We start from the raw sequence: 18,274 nt of genomic DNA, 5'->3' as shown, positions 1-18,274 counted from the left end.
TATGGTTGCATGGCTAAATTATATATTTCTTTTTATCTGTCTTATTGTAGACCGAAATTACGAGAAAGATCTTCGTCATGTCTAGCAACAGCTTCTGCAGTTTTATTAAGCTGCATATTAATTTCTTGTAATAGCTGTGCGAAGTTTTGTACTTTTGGCTTTAATTGATTGAACTGTTGGTCAAAACCTTCGAAAGCACGACCTTCCCATTCTCCTCTTAATTCATTTTGTAAGTTTTGTAGTTGACGTAAAATGTCCTCAATTTGATTTGCACCTTGTCCATATCGAGTCGCTTTCGATTTAAGCTCCTCTGGTGACATACGAATTTGTCCTGCCATTATTAAATCCCCCTTAAAATTAAAAAATAGTAAAATTAACCAATAATCAATTCTACAAATTGATTATATCAATAATTTAAAAATTTCTAAACAAAAAAATGATATTTTTCCAAAATTTCTCTTTTACTATAATAACGATATATTGTATAATACTAATTTGTTTTTTTAAGCACACTCTATAAATCTACTATAAAATAAAGGCAAACCATCTATTTTATATATTTATAGGGACTTATTCACTTTAAATCCCAGCGAGAAAGTAGCCACTAAATCATTATTTTCTCCCATTCAGACTATAATACTCACTTCAAAGTCATAATTACCTGCCTTTCAACAAACCCAAACTCTTCGTACATCTCTTTTGCAAAATTCCCAGCAAATACATTCAACCGAATTTCTGAATACTTCTCCTGTAATTCCTTAATACCAGCTTCCATCAGTTCTCGCGATAATCCTCTCCCGCGATATTTTGGGAAAACGTACAATTCATATATAAATCCAAGTTTTTCACGAGAAAAATAGTCTGTATTTTCCCCTATTAATATCCATCCCATTACTTTATTTTCTTCTTTAATAATTAAATAGTATGCTCCTTTTTCTACAATCGGCTTTGTAATCTCAATTGCTTTCTCGGTACTTAATTGACAATTCCCTCTCGTCCCTTCAAAAAGCGATTGAGCCGCATATTTTAATATTTCATTGGTATCTTCTTGATTCGCCTTAATTATCATTTTTCACAACTCCCCTTGAATAATAGGCATTACTATCGCTTGTTCAAGATTCTCCGCTTCCATAACAATTGCCGTTAATCCGTGTTCTGTACTTGTTTCATGGAGCTCTCCCTTTTCCCAAAACACAGCTTGTCCCGCCTCTATCTTTATCTTTTCTTTATTTACTCCACATACATATCCTGTCCCGTCCACAATAAGAAGCAGTTGAGATACAACTGCTTCATGATTACCGATGATTCCATTCTCGTGTAAATGCATAGCACCGATATGTATATTTCCTTGATGGTTTAATATTTTTGACATGATGAAATTAGATTGAAATACTGATAGGTGCTTTCCTACTTTTTCACTAAAATCAAAAATTTTCATTACTAGTCCTCCTTATACGTATAAAACCATCCTTACTGTCTGCATCATATGTCCTTCAAAGTCTTCTTCAAATTGCTCTAATTCAGCAAAACCTTTCGCTTCATAAAAGCGTTTTCCTTTTTCATTTGCTGCTTCTACATGTATGTACAATTTCCGTATCCCATTTAATGCTTTAATCCCTCTTTGTAATAAAGCACTTCCGATCCCTTTTCCTTGCTGATCTGGTAACAAATAAATCGCACCTAATTCTGCTTCGTTTTGTAGTCTAACAGGTGAAAAGTTTGCAAACCCTATTACTTTACCCTCTTCTTCCGCAACGAATAAATGTGTATTTTTAAGACGATATTTCATTTTTTCATCAGAGTATGCCTCATCTAAAAAACTATCTTGAATTTCTCTTGGAATAATGCCTTCGTATGTATCATGCCAAGCTATTTTTGCTACTGATTGTACAGCATGAATATCTTCTTGCTTCATTTCTCTAATTATATATGTCATCTCGATGTCTCCATTCTCTTTAAATTATATTCTGCTAATATACTAGAAGAAATGGCAGAACCATTTTCATAATTCACCTTAATTAATTTTAATTTCTCAATTGAAGCTGTTGCAAAATCAAATTTCCCATAAATATATTCCATTACACTTAAAAACTGCTTTGTCTGTAATCTATTTGCAATTGTACAATGCGGAACCCATTTTCCCGGTACGTAATATGAATTTGGGTTGTCATGAAAAGTTTTAAAATAATCATGATAAGAATGATGAAGTTTTAACAATTCATCGGTAACAGTCGGCGCTAGAAAGACCGTTCCATTAGTAGGAAAAATTCCAATAGAAGGAAAATTCACTGCATCCATATTTTCTTGAATAGCTACAAACTCCCCTAGTTTCTCCATATACAAATGGACATCTAACTCATTATAATCAGCTAACGTAATATGAGGTTCTACTCCAGCTAGTTGATTTGTTCCAATTACATTTGTTAATTCATTTTGCAGTTCTGTAATTTTATGAGTAAACACACGATCAAATGTAGCAATAATAGCGTACAATCTTTCTCACCCCTTCGTTACACATAGCGCTTCCCATTCTTCACGAATCATGCCCATTCGAATAGAATCATAGTATGTTCCGTTATAATAACGACACTTTCGCATTCTACCTTCTAAGCTCATTCCTATTTTCTCCGCTACTTTCATCATTCGTTCATTGCCAGACCAAGTCGTGATTCCTACTCTACCAATCTCCATTTTTTCAAATAGCAAATCTCTATATAATGTCAATGCTTCTGTACCGTATCCACCATTCCAGTATGTTGAGTCATAAATCACAAGCCCCATCTCTAACCAACGCGTCGGTTTATATTCCCAATAAAACCCGACTGTCCCAATGATTTGACCGTTATTTTCTATAATTAAATTTGACAGTGGTTCTTCTTTCAAACGAGTTTGCATCTTCTCTTTATAGGAAGAGTATTCTTGCATTGAGAACGGGAAATATGGCGCATCCCATTTCTTCCATTCTGGACTTTCTTCTTTAAATATGATATTCCATAATGTTTTTATATCTGATTCTTCTATTGTACGAATTGTAACTTTCTTCCCCTTTAATACAATGTTTTGCATAATTCCCTCCTGCATTCCTCTTTATTTCATATATAATTATAATATTTTTTCAGAAAAATCAAAACTAATATCATATATTATATTGTATAATTTTGTTATTAGATACCAATTATTGATTTAGAAAGCTGGTGATTCAGTGAATAATCGATTTAGTATTGCTTTATTTCTTACTATTATTATGACAAATATTATTCTCTATTTCTTCTTACCATTAAGTATTGTTACGAAATGGGACTTTAATGGAACGCCTACATCAACAATGGATAAAAGCACTTTTGTAATCGTAAATATAATTATATGTTCCTTCTTATTCTTTGTATTTTTAGCTTTATCTAAAGCAGCGAGTAACCAGAAATTTCTCCATTGGATCGGTAACACAATGTTACTATTCTTATTTTTTGTCGATATTGTCATCGCCCTCATCGCTCTTGGCTTTTCACTTCCTCTTGATCATTTCATATTTTTAGCATTAGGGCTTTTATTTATATTAATAGGTTATTTCAGTTCCAAAATTGATACGACTAAATCAACCGTTTCATTAGAATGGAATGATAAGCACCTTGAAAAAAGAGCTTCAAATATTAGTAGTATTTCAATGATGATAGCAGGTATTTTTTTAGCGATACTTCCTTTTATCGTTTCTGCTCTCTATAGAGGTTATGCTATACTAGCAATTCTTTTAGGAATGACGTTTATCATTCTGCCGAGTACGATTTATTTACTTATTAAAGACAGCAAGCAATCTACTCCTTTAAAAAAATAGGGGGTTATACCCCTCCTATTTCAGCTTAATGTTTTATTTTTCACTTTTTCTATCTCAACTAAAATCCCTTTCCCTATCCAACCCTCTACGCCATCTTTTTTAATTAAATCATATCCTGAACAGCTATCATCAATGAGAGAAACGATATCTCCCTTCCTAACGCTTATTTGCGCACAAGAAATATCGGTTTTCACTGTATATTCACCTGACTCAAGTTGTTTCATATATTCATTTTTTACAGTGAGTAAATTATTCGTTTCCTTTTGTTTACATACGGTGTAATCTTGCATCTTCTCGATAGGCTCTATGTAATAATACGGATATGTCACTCCGCCCTGCATTTCTGAATTCGCATTAAAATCCGCTATTACTTCGTACTCTGGAAAATAGTCTACATATGTATAAGAAAACGTATCGCCGGTTTGTTTCCTCTGAATAATAAATACGTTTAATTGCCCTGCTTCTTTAATTGCATTTCCTCCATCAATTGCAATAATTTTTTTCTCCTTATCAATAACTGGATTGTTAGACGGTGCTTCTTCAGAATAGTTCACGACAGGCCAATGACCAACTATTACATACTTATTTGCTTTATGTGATTTATTAAAAAACTGTGGCATTGCTATCGCATTTTTGCGCTCTGTTTCTTTCCAATCTACTCTATCTTCTAGACCGGCATGTACAAAAATATAATCTTCTGTTTCAATCGCTGTTGGCAACTCTGTTAGCCAATATAGTTCTTGTGAAAATTCACTTAACAATGCTTCTTTCACTTCACGAATTGAAGTGCCCTCATGAACTGAAAAACCTAATTGCTCTAGCCATTCATTAAAAATCGAGTGCTTTCTCATACATAAATAATTAATAAGATCAGGATTTTCATTTAGAAGAGCATCAACTAAAACTTCACAATTCCCTTCAACAACGTGAACCTTTGAATTGTTCTTTACAAGATTCATAACGTAGTTTACTACGCCTACGCTATCTCGTCCTTTCTCGCAAAGATCTCCATTAATAATTAAATAATCTTCATCTTTAAAGTTAACTTTATGTAGTGCTTCTTTTAAAAGATTTAATTCTCCATGAATATCAGATATGACGATAACTCTAGTATCATTAGGGATTGATAGTTTCTTTATTTTTTTCAAGTATAAGCGCTCCAATCATTCTCTTTATTAAATTAAAACAATTCGACAAAATACACTATATAACCTTTTCAAATACATATACCATAACTTACAACCTATTTACGGTTTAATAATAACTTAAAAAATAAGAAGAAGCTGTTCCCAATTTTTGCGGGACAACTTCTTCTTATTTTTTATAATTCTTTATGAAAAGAATAACTCACCTTATCATACCCTTCTCTTTCATAAAAACGATGAGCATCAATTCTTGAAAATGCTGACGTGAGGACGATAGACTCACATTCGTTTTCCTTTCCCCAGTTCTCTATATACGAAAGTAATACTTTCCCATGTCTTTTTGAACGATGTGCTTCTGCTGTTACAAGGTCATATACGAAAACGTGTTTCTTATTATAAAAGTTCGTACAAATTGCTACACCTGCAAGGCTAACAACTTCATCATCCTCATTACGCAACGAAAATAGTTTATAATTTTCTTCTTTCATATTTCGAAATAAAGAGCTTGTTTCCTCTTTTGAAAGTTTCGTTCTTAATTGCTGTAAAACAGGTAATACTTCATGTAATTGCTCTTCTGTTACTACTTCTTTAACATTCATTTTTAACTCTCCTCTAACTATTTATTTAATTTTCTAAATGTTATATCATTATTATAGAAAGTAACTGCCCTTCACTTAAGTGACAGTTTAAGTGTTTTTTATAAGGCCAGTTTTAAAGGAGAGTTTTATATGGATTTTACTATCCCATTGCAATTACAAAGTAACACACCTATTTACTTGCAAATTTACGAATATATAAAAGCTGAAATTATACAAGGGACTATTTCTGTCGGCACACGTCTACCCTCACACAGAAATTTAGCATCACAACTTAATATTAGCCGCATTACTATTGAATCAGCTTATCAACAATTATTAGCTGAAGGTTATGTAGAAAGTAAACCGAAACGTGGTATTTTTGTAGCAAATTTCGATATTGACGTTATCCCAAATAAAAAGCGAAATGCAGCAAAGAAGACGAGCAATTTGATAGACGAAAAATTTGAATATGATTGTAGCCAGGGACTTATTGATCAAAATACATTTCCGATTACAAATTGGAAACGAGCATTACAAGAATCCATACTTACATACGAAAATGCACTATTTGCCAAAGAAGACCCTCAAGGTGAATTCGCTCTTCGAGAGCATATATCAACATATTTATATCATTCTCGCGGTGTCCATTCTTCACCTAATCAAATTGTGATCGGCGCCGGAACGCAGCCACTTCTCTGGCTACTACTTCAACTGCTTGGCCCTACAAAAGAATACGGCATTGAAAACCCTGGATTTCACCGTATACACGCAATCATTAAAAGCTGTGATAGACAAATTCATCCCATACCATTGGATGAAAAAGGGATTGATATTTCTAGTTTATACAATACAAATTCCAATGTCGCATACGTTACACCATCACATCAATTTCCGCTCGGGATTATTATGCCTTTATCTAGAAGATTAGAATTGTTAAAGTGGGCTAATGATTGCAATGGATACATTATTGAAGATGACTATGACGGAGAGTTTCGCTACGCTGGTAAGCCGATTCCTTCTTTACAAAGTCTTGATTCAAATGAACGCGTTATTTATATGGGAACTTTCTCAAAATCTTTTTTACCTTCTTTACGAATGGGATATGTTGTTTTACCACCACACCTTTTAAAAACATATCAAGAACTGCATGGAATTTTCAAACAAACAGTCGCTACAATACAACAACTTGCTTTTGCTAACTTTATACAAAGCGGGAATTGGGAACGTCACCTTAATCGGAGTCGTACACTATATAAAAGAAAACATCATGCGTTAGTAAAATCCATTATGAAAGAAATGGGGGCTAATGTTCAAATTCTTGGCGAACAGTCCGGACTTCATATTGTTTTATGTGTCCATAACAGTATGAATGAAAATGAACTGATTGAATCCGCTAAAAAACAAAGCGTTAAATTATACCCACTTTCTCCATATGATTTCGTGAATGATTTACGTAAGGAATCATACGTATTACTCGGCTTTGGTAGTATTCCGGAAAATAAAATTGAAACGTTGGCTATATTATTGAAAGACGCTTGGTTTCCTAGTTGCAAGGAAACTTGTTAACATTGGGTTTAACTTGTAACATGTTAACAATTCAACAAAATAAAAAAGAAGGCTGTTCCAAAATAACTTTTTGGACAGCCTTCTTCTAGTTATTCACCTGACCTAACTTTCCTTCCCGGACGTTTCACACCAGTCGTTTCTGTTGAATAGGAAGCTTCAATTATAGCGGTTGGATCTACAGAGAGAACGAGATCTTTCATTTTCGGATAAATGAATCGGTTTGTAATGCAATAAATGATTCTCTTATGCTCCCCTAAAAAACCACCTTCTCCATGTAGATACGTAACAGATAGTTGCAATTCTTTCATAAGTAAATCGCCTATTTCTTTATTCTTACCAGAAATAATCATAACGCTCTTACCTTGATTAATACCATCTAGTATAAAATCAATCATCTTCGTAACAATATAGAAAATTGCTAACGAGAACATCGCTTGTTCGATTGAAAATAAAATGGCAACAAAGATAAAAATAACTGCATTTACTGCAAGTAAAAATGTACTAATCGGTACATTAAAGTGTTTATTCATCCAAACTGCTAACATTTCTGAACCGTCAATTGCTCCACCCATTTTAACAACAATCCCAACACCAATTCCGAACAGCACTCCACCATAAAGTACAATTAATAACTCAGAAGTCGTAATTGCTGGAAATGGTTTTAAATAAATTAATCCGAGTGTTGTAACTACATTCGCATAAGATGTACGGATAAAAAACTTCTTTCCCATTACTTTTGCAGTAAATAATAAAATTGGGATATTAATTCCTAAGAACACACCATAAAGCGGCAATCCTGCGACTTTATTTGCCATAATAGCAATAGCCGTTACCCCGCCATCTACTAATCCATTAGGTGCTAAAATAAGCTCTAATGAACCTGCTACTATAATTGAGCCAATTGTTAATAATACGTATTCAAATACTTTCTTCATTCATTACCCCCAAAACTTATATATTTTCTTAGTATTATTTTAACGTAATTTTACTACTAATTCAAAGGTATCGATTTATATACAGAAAAGTTTCACCTTTATCGCTATTTTTATGTAATACATGTAACGCGTAATACTAAAAACACACTTACAAATTAAAAGTAAGTGTGTTTTTAACATCTATTTAATCTTTACGTACGGCTTCATTTTTAATTTGAATATTTCCTCAACTGCCCTTTGATATCCACCAGCATTTCTAAGCGACTCTCCCACTTTACGACTATTCTCCTTAAACGTCACATCATCCATTACTTTCTTTACAGTCTCACGTAATAATTCAGAAGTTAACTCGTTGCGATTAAGTCTTATTCCTGCCCCTACTTCAGTCAATCGTTTTGCAACGAATGGCTGATCTCCTGTTACCGGAATTACAACTAATGGAACACCGTAATATAACGCTTCACTCGAACTATTCATACCACCATGTGTCACGAATACATCAGCATGCTGTAAAACTTCTAATTGCGGGACATAATTATACAACTTAAAATTTTTCGGGATATTTTCAAATTGACTTATATTTATCTTCTTACCAACGACTAATACGACTGTCGCATCAACATCTTTAAACGCTTCAAAACATTTTTCATACAAAGCAGGTTGTTCATTAAAAACTGTTCCCATAGAAATGAAAATCACTTTTTCATTTTTTAAATCTTTGGTAGGAAAACTCCCCACTTCTTTTCGAGTAGCAATTGATGGACCTACAAATTTATACGATTCATCAAATACCTCTGAACGCGGCTGATATTCTTTTGAAGTATATACAATCGTAATATCACCAGGATGGTTCATAATATCATACATACTATTACATTTCATTCCATACTGCTTATTCCATCTTTCCATTCCCGCTAAACAAGATTGATATAATGGATCCATTTCATCTACTTGTCTCGATTCTTGCTCATCATGAAAATTAATGTACTGATTAACAGCAAACGTTGTACAGGATGAAACGCTTGGTAATTGTAAAATATTCGCTATAATACGTCCTACTGGAAAATGATTATCATATATTAAATAATCATATTTTTCCTCTTTTGTTTCTTCTACAATTTGAGTAACAATACGCTCTGATGCTTCAATCATATGAGATAGCATCGTCAAAGGACTCCCACCTTCATTTACTCGTTCCATAATATTAATTTGAGAGAGAAAATTCTCAAACACTCGGAATTCCGCACCTGTTGCTTCAACCTTCTTTCTATAATCTTCAATACAATAAGAAACAACTGTTTCCCCTCGCTGAATTAACTCACTTACAATAGCTAAAGTCGGATTAATATGACCTTCCCCAGGAAAATTTATTACGAGTACATTTGCCATAACATTCTCTCCTATCCAATTAATATAATAAAATTAACAATTAATTATATTAATTAATTTAAGTCTATTATAAATGAATGCATTCTACTTCTTCATGCTTTTCTCTTCATTTTATTATTGAGAAATATTTTCTATAGTCTACATTATTGTGATTCACAATCTTATAAATGAATGCTTAATTTTACTTTTACTCTTCATAGATTTAAAGATACGAGTCTTACATTCAAGTATTACCACCATTATTTTTAGACAATTCATACAAAAATAGAGAAATATAATATTTTTAATGAGTTTTCACTATAAATGTAAGTATGCTGTCTATCTTTTTATCTTTATCCTCATAACACATCATCTGTTATATAATGAATTTATGGAATTTACAGAAAAAGGAGTCTTTTCATGTTACAACAACTATTCAATTCACCTATTCTATCCGTTCAAGCCTTGCACCCAGGTTATGAAGATCATGCAAGTGATGTTTTTCTCGTTCAAACAGAAGATACAGAAGTTATCGTTCGTGCTTCTAAAATGAATGAAGAACCAAATAATGATTTTTGGTGGGGATGTAAAAATCTATTTGGAATTGATCCAAGGAACGTCCATCATTTAGAAACTGTACATACATTGCTGCAAGAACATACGAATCTTCCTATCCCAAAAATATTAGAAAAACATGTTTTAAATGGCCGTGAATTTGTGGTGGTCGAAAAGTTAGTAGGTAACACAGTTCAATCTTTTATCGAGCAACCAGATTCTATTTTATTCAGCCTAGGAAAAGGACTTGCAGAAATACATAAGTTTAAAGCCGATTTCATAGGAAATCCGTCAGGCACGTTCCAAATTCCACTAGATGAATTCCAATCACATATTTTAAACGTGAGTAAAGAGCTTGTGAATATGTTTTATTCCGATGATGAAAGCATACAAAATGCATTCCCTACTTTTGAATCACAACTTTCTTCCCTGTCCGTACCAAAGGAATCTACACTCGTCTTAATTGATATGGATCCTACTCAATTTTTATCTGACGGTACAACTATTACGGGTTTAGTAGATACTGAAGCTTACGCTGTTGCTCCGCGAGAGCTTGATTTTATCGGACTAGAATATGTACTTACCGAAAAAGAAGCACATGCCTTTAAAAGTGGTTACGAAACAATTATGTCTATTCCTCACTTAGAAGAATATAGACAGCCTTATCGTTATTTATACCGACTGTTATCTGTGCAAGGTAATGTGGAATTTAAAAAATGGTTAAGTCACCCATCCTATTTTTAAATACGAATGAGAGGGAGTATACAATGGATATTCAGAAAAAGCGTTCTGTAACAGAAAGTGAAATACAGCAAATGAAGGATTTGGCTTATATTTGTGGGCAACAAGACAATCTTGATTACTCTTCAGATTTACATATCAACTTTTTAAAAAATCGAAATGAAGATTATATAAACGATTTTCTTCTTTATAACGGTACTCAATTAATTGGCGCTTTAAATATGTATGATTTCGAAAGACCAACAAAGCTTGAACTAATAGGCTTTGTACATCCTCATTTTAGAAAACAACGTTTCGGAACTATCCTTTTACAAACTGCAATGAAAGAAATACAAAATAGAGAGACAGATGAAGCTCTTCTTATTATTAATGGGGATTCTATTTCTGGGAATGAATTTGTAAAACATATGAAGTTACCATATTTATATAGTGAATATAGTATGGAGTGCAAAACAAACGAAATTCAAAAAACAACAGATAATAATATACAGCTTACTCTTGCAACTTCAGAATCACTTCTTGATCTTATTAAAATTTCTAGTAAAGCTTTTGGTGATTCAGTAGAAAATACGACTACATGGTTACAAAAAATGATGAATTCATCTTCCCATCAAGTTTACAGTGCCCTTATTGCTGAAAAAGTGATAGGAACAATTACAGTTTCTAAACAAGAGCAATCTACTACACTATCAGGATTCGCCGTTCATCCTTCTTATCAAGGTAAAGGATACGGAAAAGATATTCTTTGTAATATAGTACATACCCTTATTACAGAAGGAGTTTCAACAATTGAATTAGACGTCGAAACAAAAAATATCCACGCTTTAAAACTATATACACAATGTGGTTTTGAAATTAAAACGAGGCATGACTATTATAATTTAATGAATTTTTAGGTGAATACATATGTTAAAAAAACAATTTATTCTAATTATGATATTTTAGCAAACATCTATAATAAACATTGGAGACATTTTGTTTAATACTCCTACCCAGCCTCGTTTTACAAGATGCTCTTCCCTACTCTCGTATATTAGATCTTTGTTGCGGGACTGGTCATCTCTGCCGGTGATAGTTTAATTTAGATGAACTAAAAAGTGTGTTTCACAAAGTTTACTCCGTATTACATAAAGAGGGTATATTCGCATTTGATATGAATAAAAAAACTGAATCGAAATGATTCAGTTTTTTCTTAATATATTTACAACTGCAGTTGTTTCGTCATTTTCTTTATAGACACGCGGAATTCTTCTATCTAGCATACATGTAACTTCATAGTTTATTGTACCTAACATATCCGCTATTTCTTCTACTGCGATATTTTCTTCACCTTGTTTACCGTAGAATACTACTTCGTCTCCTACTTGTACTGGCATCGCTTTTGAAACATCCAACATTAACTGGTCCATACAAACACGGCCAATAACAGGTACTCGAACCCCGTTAATTAACGCATAGCCTTTATTAGATAATTGACGATTATAACCATCAGCATAACCAATTGGTACAGTCGCAATCCATTCTTCACCAGTTGTTACATACGTATTCCCATAACTTACACCACGATTCTTCTTCGCATGTTTAATATGAGCTACTTTTGATTTTAACGACAACGCAGGCTGTAAAGAAACGACTGAATGATCCACTTCTTTTGACGGATACATACCGTACACTCCTATTCCAACGCGTACCATATTTTGAAATGTGTTACTTAATTCCATTGATCCCGCACTATTTGAACTATGAATATATGGTATTTGAATTCCTAATTCTTTCGCTGTATTAACAGCTTTTTCAAATAAACTTGTTTGCATATTCGTATATGATTTATCGATTTCATCTGCCGTAGAGTAATGCGTAAATATCCCTACTACCTCTACATACTCCATACGGTTTAATTCTTCTAAAAATGGTTTAACTTCTTCTTCTTGTAAACCGATACGACTCATTCCTGTATCAATTTTCACTTGAATTTGTACTTTCTTTTGAAGACGGTTTGCAATTTCATTTATACCATGTAAATCTTCTACTCTATAAACAGTCATCATAACGTCATATTGAATTACATCTTCTACAGCCGCTACTGGTGTGTATCCTAAAATTAAAATCGGCACAGTAATTCCTGCTTCTCTTAATTCTATTGCTTCATCTACAAATGCAACTGCAAGTTGATGTATTCCTGCTTCAATTGCAGCTTTGGCAACTTCAACTGCCCCATGGCCATACCCATTCGCTTTTACAGCAGCCATCATCTTAATTTCTTCATCATTTACATGTTTTTTAAATTCTTTTACATTATGTTTTACAGCATCTAAGTCAATTTCTACAATTGTATCTCTTCCATATTTCAAACTCATTGGTCTAACTCCTAACTCAATAATTGCATTCCATTCTATTTCACGTTTCATATAACCTTTTACAATATAATACTTTTCATTATGCTAGTCAAACTACTAGAATTTTCGGAATTTTGAGTATGATATAATATCCTCAAGAAACTATTATATACGGAGACGAGGAGAATTACAATGTTTGTTCAATCTGCATTGCATCAACTAAAAGTTGCTATTGATACTTCTATTGATATGCTTAACCAATATAGTGAAAACGATTTAAAAATACAACCGATTCACTCAAAACGATCATTATTTGAAATGTGTGCACATCTTTCTCTTATTTGTCATGCTGATTTACTCATTTTAAATGGTATTCCAGAAAAAGAATTACATACCTTTTATATAGAACGTACCCCCGTAACAGTTGCTCACATGCAACAAACGATGATTGAAGGTTACAACCTTCTCTCTAAAACATTTCTTTCCTACTCCCAAATAGAATTAGCAGAAGTTATGACTGCCTATTGGGGTATTTCTTATTCGCGCTTTGAATGGTTACTTGAAATCGTTGCACACTTTTATCATCATCGTGGACAAATTCATATTTTATTATGCGAGCATATGAACGATCCTCGCATTCCTTTATTTGAGTGATTTTCCACTCATTCATTAATTATAAATAGAGAAGCTACAAAACCAATAAAAAGTATCATTCCTAATTTTCCCTCCTAATTGACCTACAAGAGAAACTAAAGACGGAACGGATATAGCAATACCTATTACAAAACAGACACTCATCATTACAAGTAGAGATAGATACGAAACAAAGCCTATTGAACTTAGACTAAAAATAACAATCAACAATCCTCCTTGAAGAACTTTCCTTACTTCAAACCTCTTTGTTAAACGACCTGCAAGTGGTGAGAGCAACATACCAAACAGCCCTGCTAAGCGAAAATAAAGGATTTGTTCTGCAGTTAAATTGTAAGTAGGAGAGCTCAAATAATTCCCTAAAACAGTATACATATTAACAAAAGCCATTAATAAAACAGGATTTTTCACACTGACTAACTATTAGTTTTAAATAATGCGCAACTTCTTTAAGGCATAAGAAATTCCGCCTTCACTCGCCTTCGTTGTAACGAAATCAGCCCTTCTCTTCAACTCCTCTCCACCATTTCCCATCGCAACTCCTAATCCTACATACTGCAACATCTCAATATCATTTCCACCATCGCCAAAAGCAATGGCTTCTAATTTACTAATGTTTAAATGTTCCAATACTTTTTGAATTGCAGTTAGCTTCGATACTTTACTATCTTCCAATACATTTATAACGTAACCATGAAAACGCTCAAACGTAAGTGCTGGATATCTTTCAATGAATTTTTGAGCTTCTGTATCATCAGCATACAGACATATGCAATACATCTCATCTGATAAGTTTCTAACTTTGTCAGGATACTGCTCTAAATTTAAGGTTTCATTTAACGCTCGCATGACACGTTCATCTTTGGAAGCAATATTATTCATTGCAAATTCTTCTGTAAAGTAAGAAACACTGTGACCATGTAATTCAGCAAAATTTGAAATATCATGAACGATTTCGCTTGAAAGTACTGATTTATGTATAACTTCTTTCCCACATTTTATATGTGCACCATTTGCTGAAATAAACGTATTTATACCTAGTTCCTTAAATTGTGAGCATAAACTATATGGTCTTCCAGTTGTAACAACTACGTGAATTCCTTTATCTATTAATCTTTGTACCGCTTCTTTTGTACTTTCGTGCATGCTTCTATCAATCTCACTTAATAACGTACCGTCAACATCGAAAAATACAACTTTGTACATAAGTCTTTACATCCCGTCCAAATGATTCGTATCATTAATGAAATGCACCGTTTTTTGTTCACCCTCAATTTCAATTAAACTTATTCCCGTATCTCCCATTTTGAAATAGTAGTCCATTGAAACTGGCATTTTGAAAAATGCACGTAATAGACTATTAATTACGCCCCCATGGGCAACAATTGCAATTCGGTCATATGTATTCTCTGTCAAGATTTTAGAAAAGATTCCTTCTATTCTCATTCGAAACTCAATAAACGATTCCCCGTTTTCAAAACGATCATGAAGAAACTTTGGCTCTGGATATTTCTTTGCTTCTTCAAATGATAAGCCTGCTTGCACTCCATTATTAAACTCCATTAATTCCTCTTCTAATTGAATTGGACAACCAATTGCTTCTGCTAATGTTTCACCCGTTTCACGAGCGCGTTTTAATGTGCTTGCCCAAATGAAATCTGGTGCAAAATCTTTTTTCACTTTCTGTACAAGTCTTTGTACTTGTTGTCTCCCTTTGTCAGTTAACTCAAAATCAGCTCGACCTTCATGCACATGTAAAATATCAGCTTCTGATTCTCCGTGGCGTATTAGTAGTATTTGCATGTTTCTCTCTCCCTTTATTTAACATTCATAAAATTCCATTATATCACATTTTAAGATTCCAAAATAAAAAAGGAACGGTCTCCCATCCCTCATCCATTCACTTTTTCCGCATCATTCCAATAATATTTACTAAACGCTTCTGTTAACACATCAATTGTGTTATATAATTCATCTAACGTATTATCAACACCACCAACTTCAATTAACATCGCATTTTTCGATAAATCTTGGTTATAAACGCCATTTCCATCTTTTTTATACTTTGGAAAAATCCCTCTACTTAATCCGTAATAGTTTTCATCTAAATAACTATTGATCGCTCTTGCAATTTTTTCATTTTCAGCACGGCCTTCATTTTCCATCCCAATTATAAAATATAATCTTGCATACGATTTTCCGTTAATTACTTTTGTTGTTACTTTCTTACGCTGATCGTCACGGTGTATATCAATCGGAAACGCAATTTTATTATTTTGTGCTAATGCTTCTTTTACATATTCATGAGACGCTTTATATGACTGATACCATACCCACTTTTTACTCGCTAATAAATCACCCATATTCGTTTTATCATGAACTACCGGAATTCCTTGTCCTTCAAGTTGCTCTTTCATACGTTTCCCTAGTAAAGACACATTTACATCTGGGCTAGATGGATCAGTTGCCCCTGGTAATAATGGAAAGAAGGATTCCCAGCTATGTGTATGATAAATATATACTGCACTTTCACCTTTTTTCGCTCCGTTCTTTTTCTGAACCGGATTATTCTTTTCCGCTTCTGTAACTTTATCTTTTGCTATTTCCCGTTCTTTCGTTACTTCTTCAATCGGTACACTAGATTCATTTGGGATATTTGTCAAGTTTGTCCCTTCCCCAGCTACGATAATATTAGAATAATACTTTGACATACCAGGTACTTCTTTACCGACGAATGTTCTTAAATCTTTAATTTTCAAATCTGTCGCGATAGAGAACATTAAATTCCCAACTGACTCTCTTTTATTCTTCTTAAAATAATCAAATCCGTAATAGCGATTCTCACTTTCTATCATTTGAACAAAACCTTGCATCGATACTTTTCCAAACCATTGATTTGCATAATTCGATTTCATTGTATGTAAAAATGACGTCAAAATCGACGCTATCATAATTACTATTAGCGCATATAAAAGGAGTAACGAAATCAGCTTCTTCCCATGTATTCGAGTTGCATACTTTTTCACTGCATCACCTTCTTTATACATGGATATGTACAAGCTTTTCAGAATATACGCACAAAAAAAGAGAAATGGTATACCATTTCTCTTCCTCACTTTTATTGTTCTTTTCCTGTATCATTTGAAGGTAGTTTCTTCGCTTGTTTTTCTTTAAATATTTCTCCAATTGCCCCAAGAGTACCAAGTGTTTCAATTGCATTAGACGGAATAAAGACTTTATTTGCTGGTCCTTTTGCAACTTCAGCTAATGATTCAAATGATTTGTAAGCAAGTATACGCTCATCCAAATTCGCTTCACGAAGCAATTCAATACGATTTTGTTCTGCTTTTGCAATTTCTTCAATTGCTCGTGCTTCCCCTTGTGCTTCTAATTCTTTTGCTTCTTTTATACCTTCAGCTTCGCGAATACGCGCTTCTTTATCCCCTTCAGCCATCAAGATTTTACTTTGCTTTTCCCCTTCAGCGCGAAGGACTTTATCTTGTTTTGCTGCTTCAGCTTCTAAAATAATCGCACGTTTATTACGCTCAGCCTTCATTTGTTTTTCCATTGATGCTTGCACATCTTTTGGCGGGTTAATATCAACAACTTCGACACGTTCAATACGTACGCCCCATTTTTCTGTTGCTTCATCAAGCGCTAAGCGGATTTCTGTTGAAATTTTTTCACGACCAGATAACGTTTCATCCAGTTCCATTTTACCGATGATTTGACGCATCGTTGCTGACGTAATATTACGAACACCATATTCATAGTTTGAAATACCATATGTCGCAAGTTCTGGTTCAACAATTTGATAGAAAATAATTGTATCAATTTCTACTTGAACATTATCTTTCGTAATTACCTTTTGCGGTGGTACATTCGTTTGTTGAATGCGTAAGTCATGATATACACGAACACGATCTACAATTGGTATTAAAATATTTAACCCTGGGTGCATTATACGTTGAAACTTACCAAATCTTTCAACAACCCCAACTTTTTGCTGAGGAATAATTTTAATTGTTAATGCGATAAATGTAACTACAATTAGTGCGAATATAATCGTTAACGTTAATGCTACCATATTTATTCACTCTCCTTTTTCACTTGTAATATAGTACTATGCCTCTTTATAACAACGACTTTTTCTCCAGCATCAATTGAAGAATCTGCAATAGCTGTCCAAGTATCTCCATCCACCTTCACAATACCATTCGCTTCATTTGTAATCGCTTGCATAACAATCCCTCTTTTACCAACAAGCATATCTACTGTATCAGTAAAACCTTTTGCTTCTCGAAAGTTTTTTGAAATTCTTTTCGTAAAGAATGTCAAAGTTAAACTTACAATTGCACCAACAGTAACTTGTAACAGTAGTGCATCAGGAGCAAACAAAGCAATAAGACCTCCGACAACAGCTCCAATTCCAAGCCAAAGCATGTAAAATGTAATCGACAACATTTCCGCGATAAATAAAATACCAGCTATTATAAACCAAATTACCCAAGCAGCCATATGCAACCCTCACTTTCTTTCTCATTTTCTATATGTATATGAAGAAAAGAAT

General features: G+C 33.4%; 22 protein-coding genes and 1 pseudogene. 6 read left to right on the top strand and 17 right to left on the bottom strand.

The window, feature by feature from the left end:
• Positions 1-41 precede the first annotated feature (41 nt).
• The 6 genes from ACTFN4_RS11155 to ACTFN4_RS11130 all read right to left on the bottom strand — a co-directional run bounded on the left by ACTFN4_RS11155 (position 42) and on the right by ACTFN4_RS11130 (position 3,066).
• On the bottom strand, positions 42-338 hold the full coding sequence (locus ACTFN4_RS11155; protein ID WP_000918601.1) for a WXG100 family type VII secretion target: 297 nt from the start codon (positions 336-338) through the stop codon (positions 42-44).
• A 302-nt stretch (positions 339-640) separates the two neighbouring features.
• Positions 641-1,069 carry a GNAT family N-acetyltransferase gene (locus ACTFN4_RS11150; RefSeq protein WP_000584238.1) on the bottom strand — a complete coding sequence of 143 codons (429 nt, stop codon included), beginning with the start codon at positions 1,067-1,069 and terminating at the stop codon, positions 641-643.
• A 3-nt stretch (positions 1,070-1,072) separates the two neighbouring features.
• Entirely contained in the window at positions 1,073-1,438 is a 366-nt protein-coding gene (locus tag ACTFN4_RS11145) for a cupin (protein WP_000688072.1), read from the bottom strand.
• Between the two features lie 12 nt (positions 1,439-1,450).
• Positions 1,451-1,936: a GNAT family N-acetyltransferase gene (locus ACTFN4_RS11140; protein ID WP_000221052.1), complete on the bottom strand. Its 486-nt coding sequence runs from the start codon at positions 1,934-1,936 to the stop codon at positions 1,451-1,453.
• On the bottom strand, positions 1,933-2,493 hold the full coding sequence (locus ACTFN4_RS11135) for a 2'-5' RNA ligase family protein (RefSeq protein ID WP_000270860.1): 561 nt from the start codon (positions 2,491-2,493) through the stop codon (positions 1,933-1,935). Before ACTFN4_RS11135 ends, ACTFN4_RS11140 begins: the two co-directional genes overlap by 4 nt.
• 6 nt (positions 2,494-2,499) lie before the next feature.
• Complete coding sequence (locus ACTFN4_RS11130; RefSeq protein WP_439962296.1) at positions 2,500-3,066, bottom strand: GNAT family N-acetyltransferase; 567 nt, start codon at positions 3,064-3,066, stop codon at positions 2,500-2,502.
• 136 nt (positions 3,067-3,202) lie between these two features.
• Between ACTFN4_RS11130 and ACTFN4_RS11125 the strand changes: the two genes are divergently transcribed.
• Entirely contained in the window at positions 3,203-3,829 is a 627-nt protein-coding gene (locus ACTFN4_RS11125) for a DUF1648 domain-containing protein (protein WP_048655642.1), read from the top strand.
• A gap of 20 nt (positions 3,830-3,849) precedes the next feature.
• Here ACTFN4_RS11125 and ACTFN4_RS11120 read toward each other — a convergent pair whose 3' ends face one another.
• Together ACTFN4_RS11120 and ACTFN4_RS11115 are read right to left on the bottom strand one after the other, a co-directional pair.
• Positions 3,850-4,977, bottom strand: a complete 1,128-nt coding sequence (locus tag ACTFN4_RS11120; protein ID WP_000721395.1) for a metallophosphoesterase — start codon at positions 4,975-4,977, stop codon at positions 3,850-3,852.
• Positions 4,978-5,150: 173 nt separating this feature from the next.
• Positions 5,151-5,573: a GNAT family N-acetyltransferase gene (locus ACTFN4_RS11115; protein WP_001101116.1), complete on the bottom strand. Its 423-nt coding sequence runs from the start codon at positions 5,571-5,573 to the stop codon at positions 5,151-5,153.
• 129 nt (positions 5,574-5,702) lie between these two features.
• On the opposite strand from ACTFN4_RS11115, the gene pdxR reads away from it, so the two are divergent.
• A complete protein-coding gene (gene pdxR / locus ACTFN4_RS11110; protein WP_000348024.1) occupies positions 5,703-7,118 on the top strand; it encodes a MocR-like pyridoxine biosynthesis transcription factor PdxR in 1,416 nt (471 codons plus the stop codon).
• Between the two features lie 89 nt (positions 7,119-7,207).
• Here pdxR and ACTFN4_RS11105 read toward each other — a convergent pair whose 3' ends face one another.
• Positions 7,208-8,053: a YitT family protein gene (locus ACTFN4_RS11105; protein ID WP_000755127.1), complete on the bottom strand. Its 846-nt coding sequence runs from the start codon at positions 8,051-8,053 to the stop codon at positions 7,208-7,210.
• Between the two features lie 180 nt (positions 8,054-8,233).
• Positions 8,234-9,442 carry a macrolide family glycosyltransferase gene (locus ACTFN4_RS11100; protein ID WP_000024465.1) on the bottom strand — a complete coding sequence of 403 codons (1,209 nt, stop codon included), beginning with the start codon at positions 9,440-9,442 and terminating at the stop codon, positions 8,234-8,236.
• A 399-nt stretch (positions 9,443-9,841) separates the two neighbouring features.
• On the opposite strand from ACTFN4_RS11100, the gene ACTFN4_RS11095 reads away from it, so the two are divergent.
• The 3 genes and pseudogenes from ACTFN4_RS11095 to ACTFN4_RS11085 all read left to right on the top strand — a co-directional run.
• Positions 9,842-10,720 carry a hypothetical protein gene (locus ACTFN4_RS11095; protein WP_000941366.1) on the top strand — a complete coding sequence of 293 codons (879 nt, stop codon included), beginning with the start codon at positions 9,842-9,844 and terminating at the stop codon, positions 10,718-10,720.
• A gap of 23 nt (positions 10,721-10,743) precedes the next feature.
• Positions 10,744-11,613: a GNAT family N-acetyltransferase gene (locus ACTFN4_RS11090; RefSeq protein ID WP_000354423.1), complete on the top strand. Its 870-nt coding sequence runs from the start codon at positions 10,744-10,746 to the stop codon at positions 11,611-11,613.
• A pseudogene (locus tag ACTFN4_RS11085) lies at positions 11,614-11,876 on the top strand (class I SAM-dependent methyltransferase); the annotation flags it as partial.
• Positions 11,877-11,898: 22 nt separating this feature from the next.
• Here ACTFN4_RS11085 and alr read toward each other — a convergent pair.
• Positions 11,899-13,074 carry an alanine racemase gene (gene alr, locus ACTFN4_RS11080; protein WP_033687447.1) on the bottom strand — a complete coding sequence of 392 codons (1,176 nt, stop codon included), beginning with the start codon at positions 13,072-13,074 and terminating at the stop codon, positions 11,899-11,901.
• A 171-nt stretch (positions 13,075-13,245) separates the two neighbouring features.
• Between alr and ACTFN4_RS11075 the strand changes: the two genes are divergently transcribed.
• Positions 13,246-13,707 (top strand): DinB family protein, encoded by a 462-nt coding sequence (locus ACTFN4_RS11075; protein WP_000497991.1) that lies wholly within the window; start codon positions 13,246-13,248, stop codon positions 13,705-13,707.
• A 15-nt stretch (positions 13,708-13,722) separates the two neighbouring features.
• Here ACTFN4_RS11075 and ACTFN4_RS11070 read toward each other — a convergent pair whose 3' ends face one another.
• The 6 genes from ACTFN4_RS11070 to ACTFN4_RS11045 all read right to left on the bottom strand — a co-directional run bounded on the left by ACTFN4_RS11070 (position 13,723) and on the right by ACTFN4_RS11045 (position 18,222).
• Positions 13,723-14,094, bottom strand: a complete 372-nt coding sequence (locus ACTFN4_RS11070) for a multidrug transporter (protein ID WP_080001420.1) — start codon at positions 14,092-14,094, stop codon at positions 13,723-13,725.
• A gap of 39 nt (positions 14,095-14,133) precedes the next feature.
• Positions 14,134-14,910 carry a Cof-type HAD-IIB family hydrolase gene (locus ACTFN4_RS11065; protein ID WP_000278973.1) on the bottom strand — a complete coding sequence of 259 codons (777 nt, stop codon included), beginning with the start codon at positions 14,908-14,910 and terminating at the stop codon, positions 14,134-14,136.
• A 6-nt stretch (positions 14,911-14,916) separates the two neighbouring features.
• Positions 14,917-15,507 carry a histidine phosphatase family protein gene (locus tag ACTFN4_RS11060; protein WP_439962295.1) on the bottom strand — a complete coding sequence of 197 codons (591 nt, stop codon included), beginning with the start codon at positions 15,505-15,507 and terminating at the stop codon, positions 14,917-14,919.
• A gap of 89 nt (positions 15,508-15,596) precedes the next feature.
• Positions 15,597-16,802 (bottom strand): stage II sporulation protein P, encoded by a 1,206-nt coding sequence (gene spoIIP / locus ACTFN4_RS11055; RefSeq protein WP_306426789.1) that lies wholly within the window; start codon positions 16,800-16,802, stop codon positions 15,597-15,599.
• A gap of 20 nt (positions 16,803-16,822) precedes the next feature.
• Entirely contained in the window at positions 16,823-17,791 is a 969-nt protein-coding gene (locus ACTFN4_RS11050) for an SPFH domain-containing protein (RefSeq protein ID WP_000226252.1), read from the bottom strand.
• Positions 17,792-17,793: 2 nt separating this feature from the next.
• On the bottom strand, positions 17,794-18,222 hold the full coding sequence (locus tag ACTFN4_RS11045) for an NfeD family protein (RefSeq protein WP_000741976.1): 429 nt from the start codon (positions 18,220-18,222) through the stop codon (positions 17,794-17,796).
• Positions 18,223-18,274: the final 52 nt, after the last annotated feature.

The sequence above is a fragment of the Bacillus cereus group sp. MYBK95-2 genome, assembly GCF_051915225.1.
GTDB classification, from domain to species: domain Bacteria; phylum Bacillota; class Bacilli; order Bacillales; family Bacillaceae_G; genus Bacillus_A; species Bacillus_A cereus.
Note: the sequence above shows the minus strand (reverse complement) of the source record. Positions and strands in the feature narration are given on the sequence as shown.

Bases quoted from the DNA above. Each gene is read 5' to 3' on its own strand.
- ACTFN4_RS11095 (WP_000941366.1), top strand. From the start codon at position 9,842: ATGTTACAACAACTATTCAATTCACCTATTCTATCCGTTCAAGCCTTG.
- ACTFN4_RS11155 (WP_000918601.1), bottom strand. From the start codon at position 338: ATGGCAGGACAAATTCGTATGTCACCAGAGGAGCTTAAATCGAAAGCG.
- pdxR (WP_000348024.1), top strand. From the start codon at position 5,703: ATGGATTTTACTATCCCATTGCAATTACAAAGTAACACACCTATTTAC.
- ACTFN4_RS11150 (WP_000584238.1), bottom strand. From the start codon at position 1,069: ATGATAATTAAGGCGAATCAAGAAGATACCAATGAAATATTAAAATAT.
- alr (WP_033687447.1), bottom strand. From the start codon at position 13,074: ATGAGTTTGAAATATGGAAGAGATACAATTGTAGAAATTGACTTAGAT.
- ACTFN4_RS11105 (WP_000755127.1), bottom strand. From the start codon at position 8,053: ATGAAGAAAGTATTTGAATACGTATTATTAACAATTGGCTCAATTATA.
- ACTFN4_RS11060 (WP_439962295.1), bottom strand. From the start codon at position 15,507: ATGCAAATACTACTAATACGCCACGGAGAATCAGAAGCTGATATTTTA.
- ACTFN4_RS11140 (WP_000221052.1), bottom strand. From the start codon at position 1,936: ATGACATATATAATTAGAGAAATGAAGCAAGAAGATATTCATGCTGTA.
- ACTFN4_RS11100 (WP_000024465.1), bottom strand. From the start codon at position 9,442: ATGGCAAATGTACTCGTAATAAATTTTCCTGGGGAAGGTCATATTAAT.
- ACTFN4_RS11090 (WP_000354423.1), top strand. From the start codon at position 10,744: ATGGATATTCAGAAAAAGCGTTCTGTAACAGAAAGTGAAATACAGCAA.
- ACTFN4_RS11145 (WP_000688072.1), bottom strand. From the start codon at position 1,438: ATGAAAATTTTTGATTTTAGTGAAAAAGTAGGAAAGCACCTATCAGTA.
- ACTFN4_RS11045 (WP_000741976.1), bottom strand. From the start codon at position 18,222: ATGGCTGCTTGGGTAATTTGGTTTATAATAGCTGGTATTTTATTTATC.
- ACTFN4_RS11050 (WP_000226252.1), bottom strand. From the start codon at position 17,791: ATGGTAGCATTAACGTTAACGATTATATTCGCACTAATTGTAGTTACA.
- ACTFN4_RS11070 (WP_080001420.1), bottom strand. From the start codon at position 14,094: ATGGCTTTTGTTAATATGTATACTGTTTTAGGGAATTATTTGAGCTCT.
- ACTFN4_RS11130 (WP_439962296.1), bottom strand. From the start codon at position 3,066: ATGCAAAACATTGTATTAAAGGGGAAGAAAGTTACAATTCGTACAATA.
- ACTFN4_RS11075 (WP_000497991.1), top strand. From the start codon at position 13,246: ATGTTTGTTCAATCTGCATTGCATCAACTAAAAGTTGCTATTGATACT.
- ACTFN4_RS11065 (WP_000278973.1), bottom strand. From the start codon at position 14,910: ATGTACAAAGTTGTATTTTTCGATGTTGACGGTACGTTATTAAGTGAG.
- ACTFN4_RS11115 (WP_001101116.1), bottom strand. From the start codon at position 5,573: ATGAATGTTAAAGAAGTAGTAACAGAAGAGCAATTACATGAAGTATTA.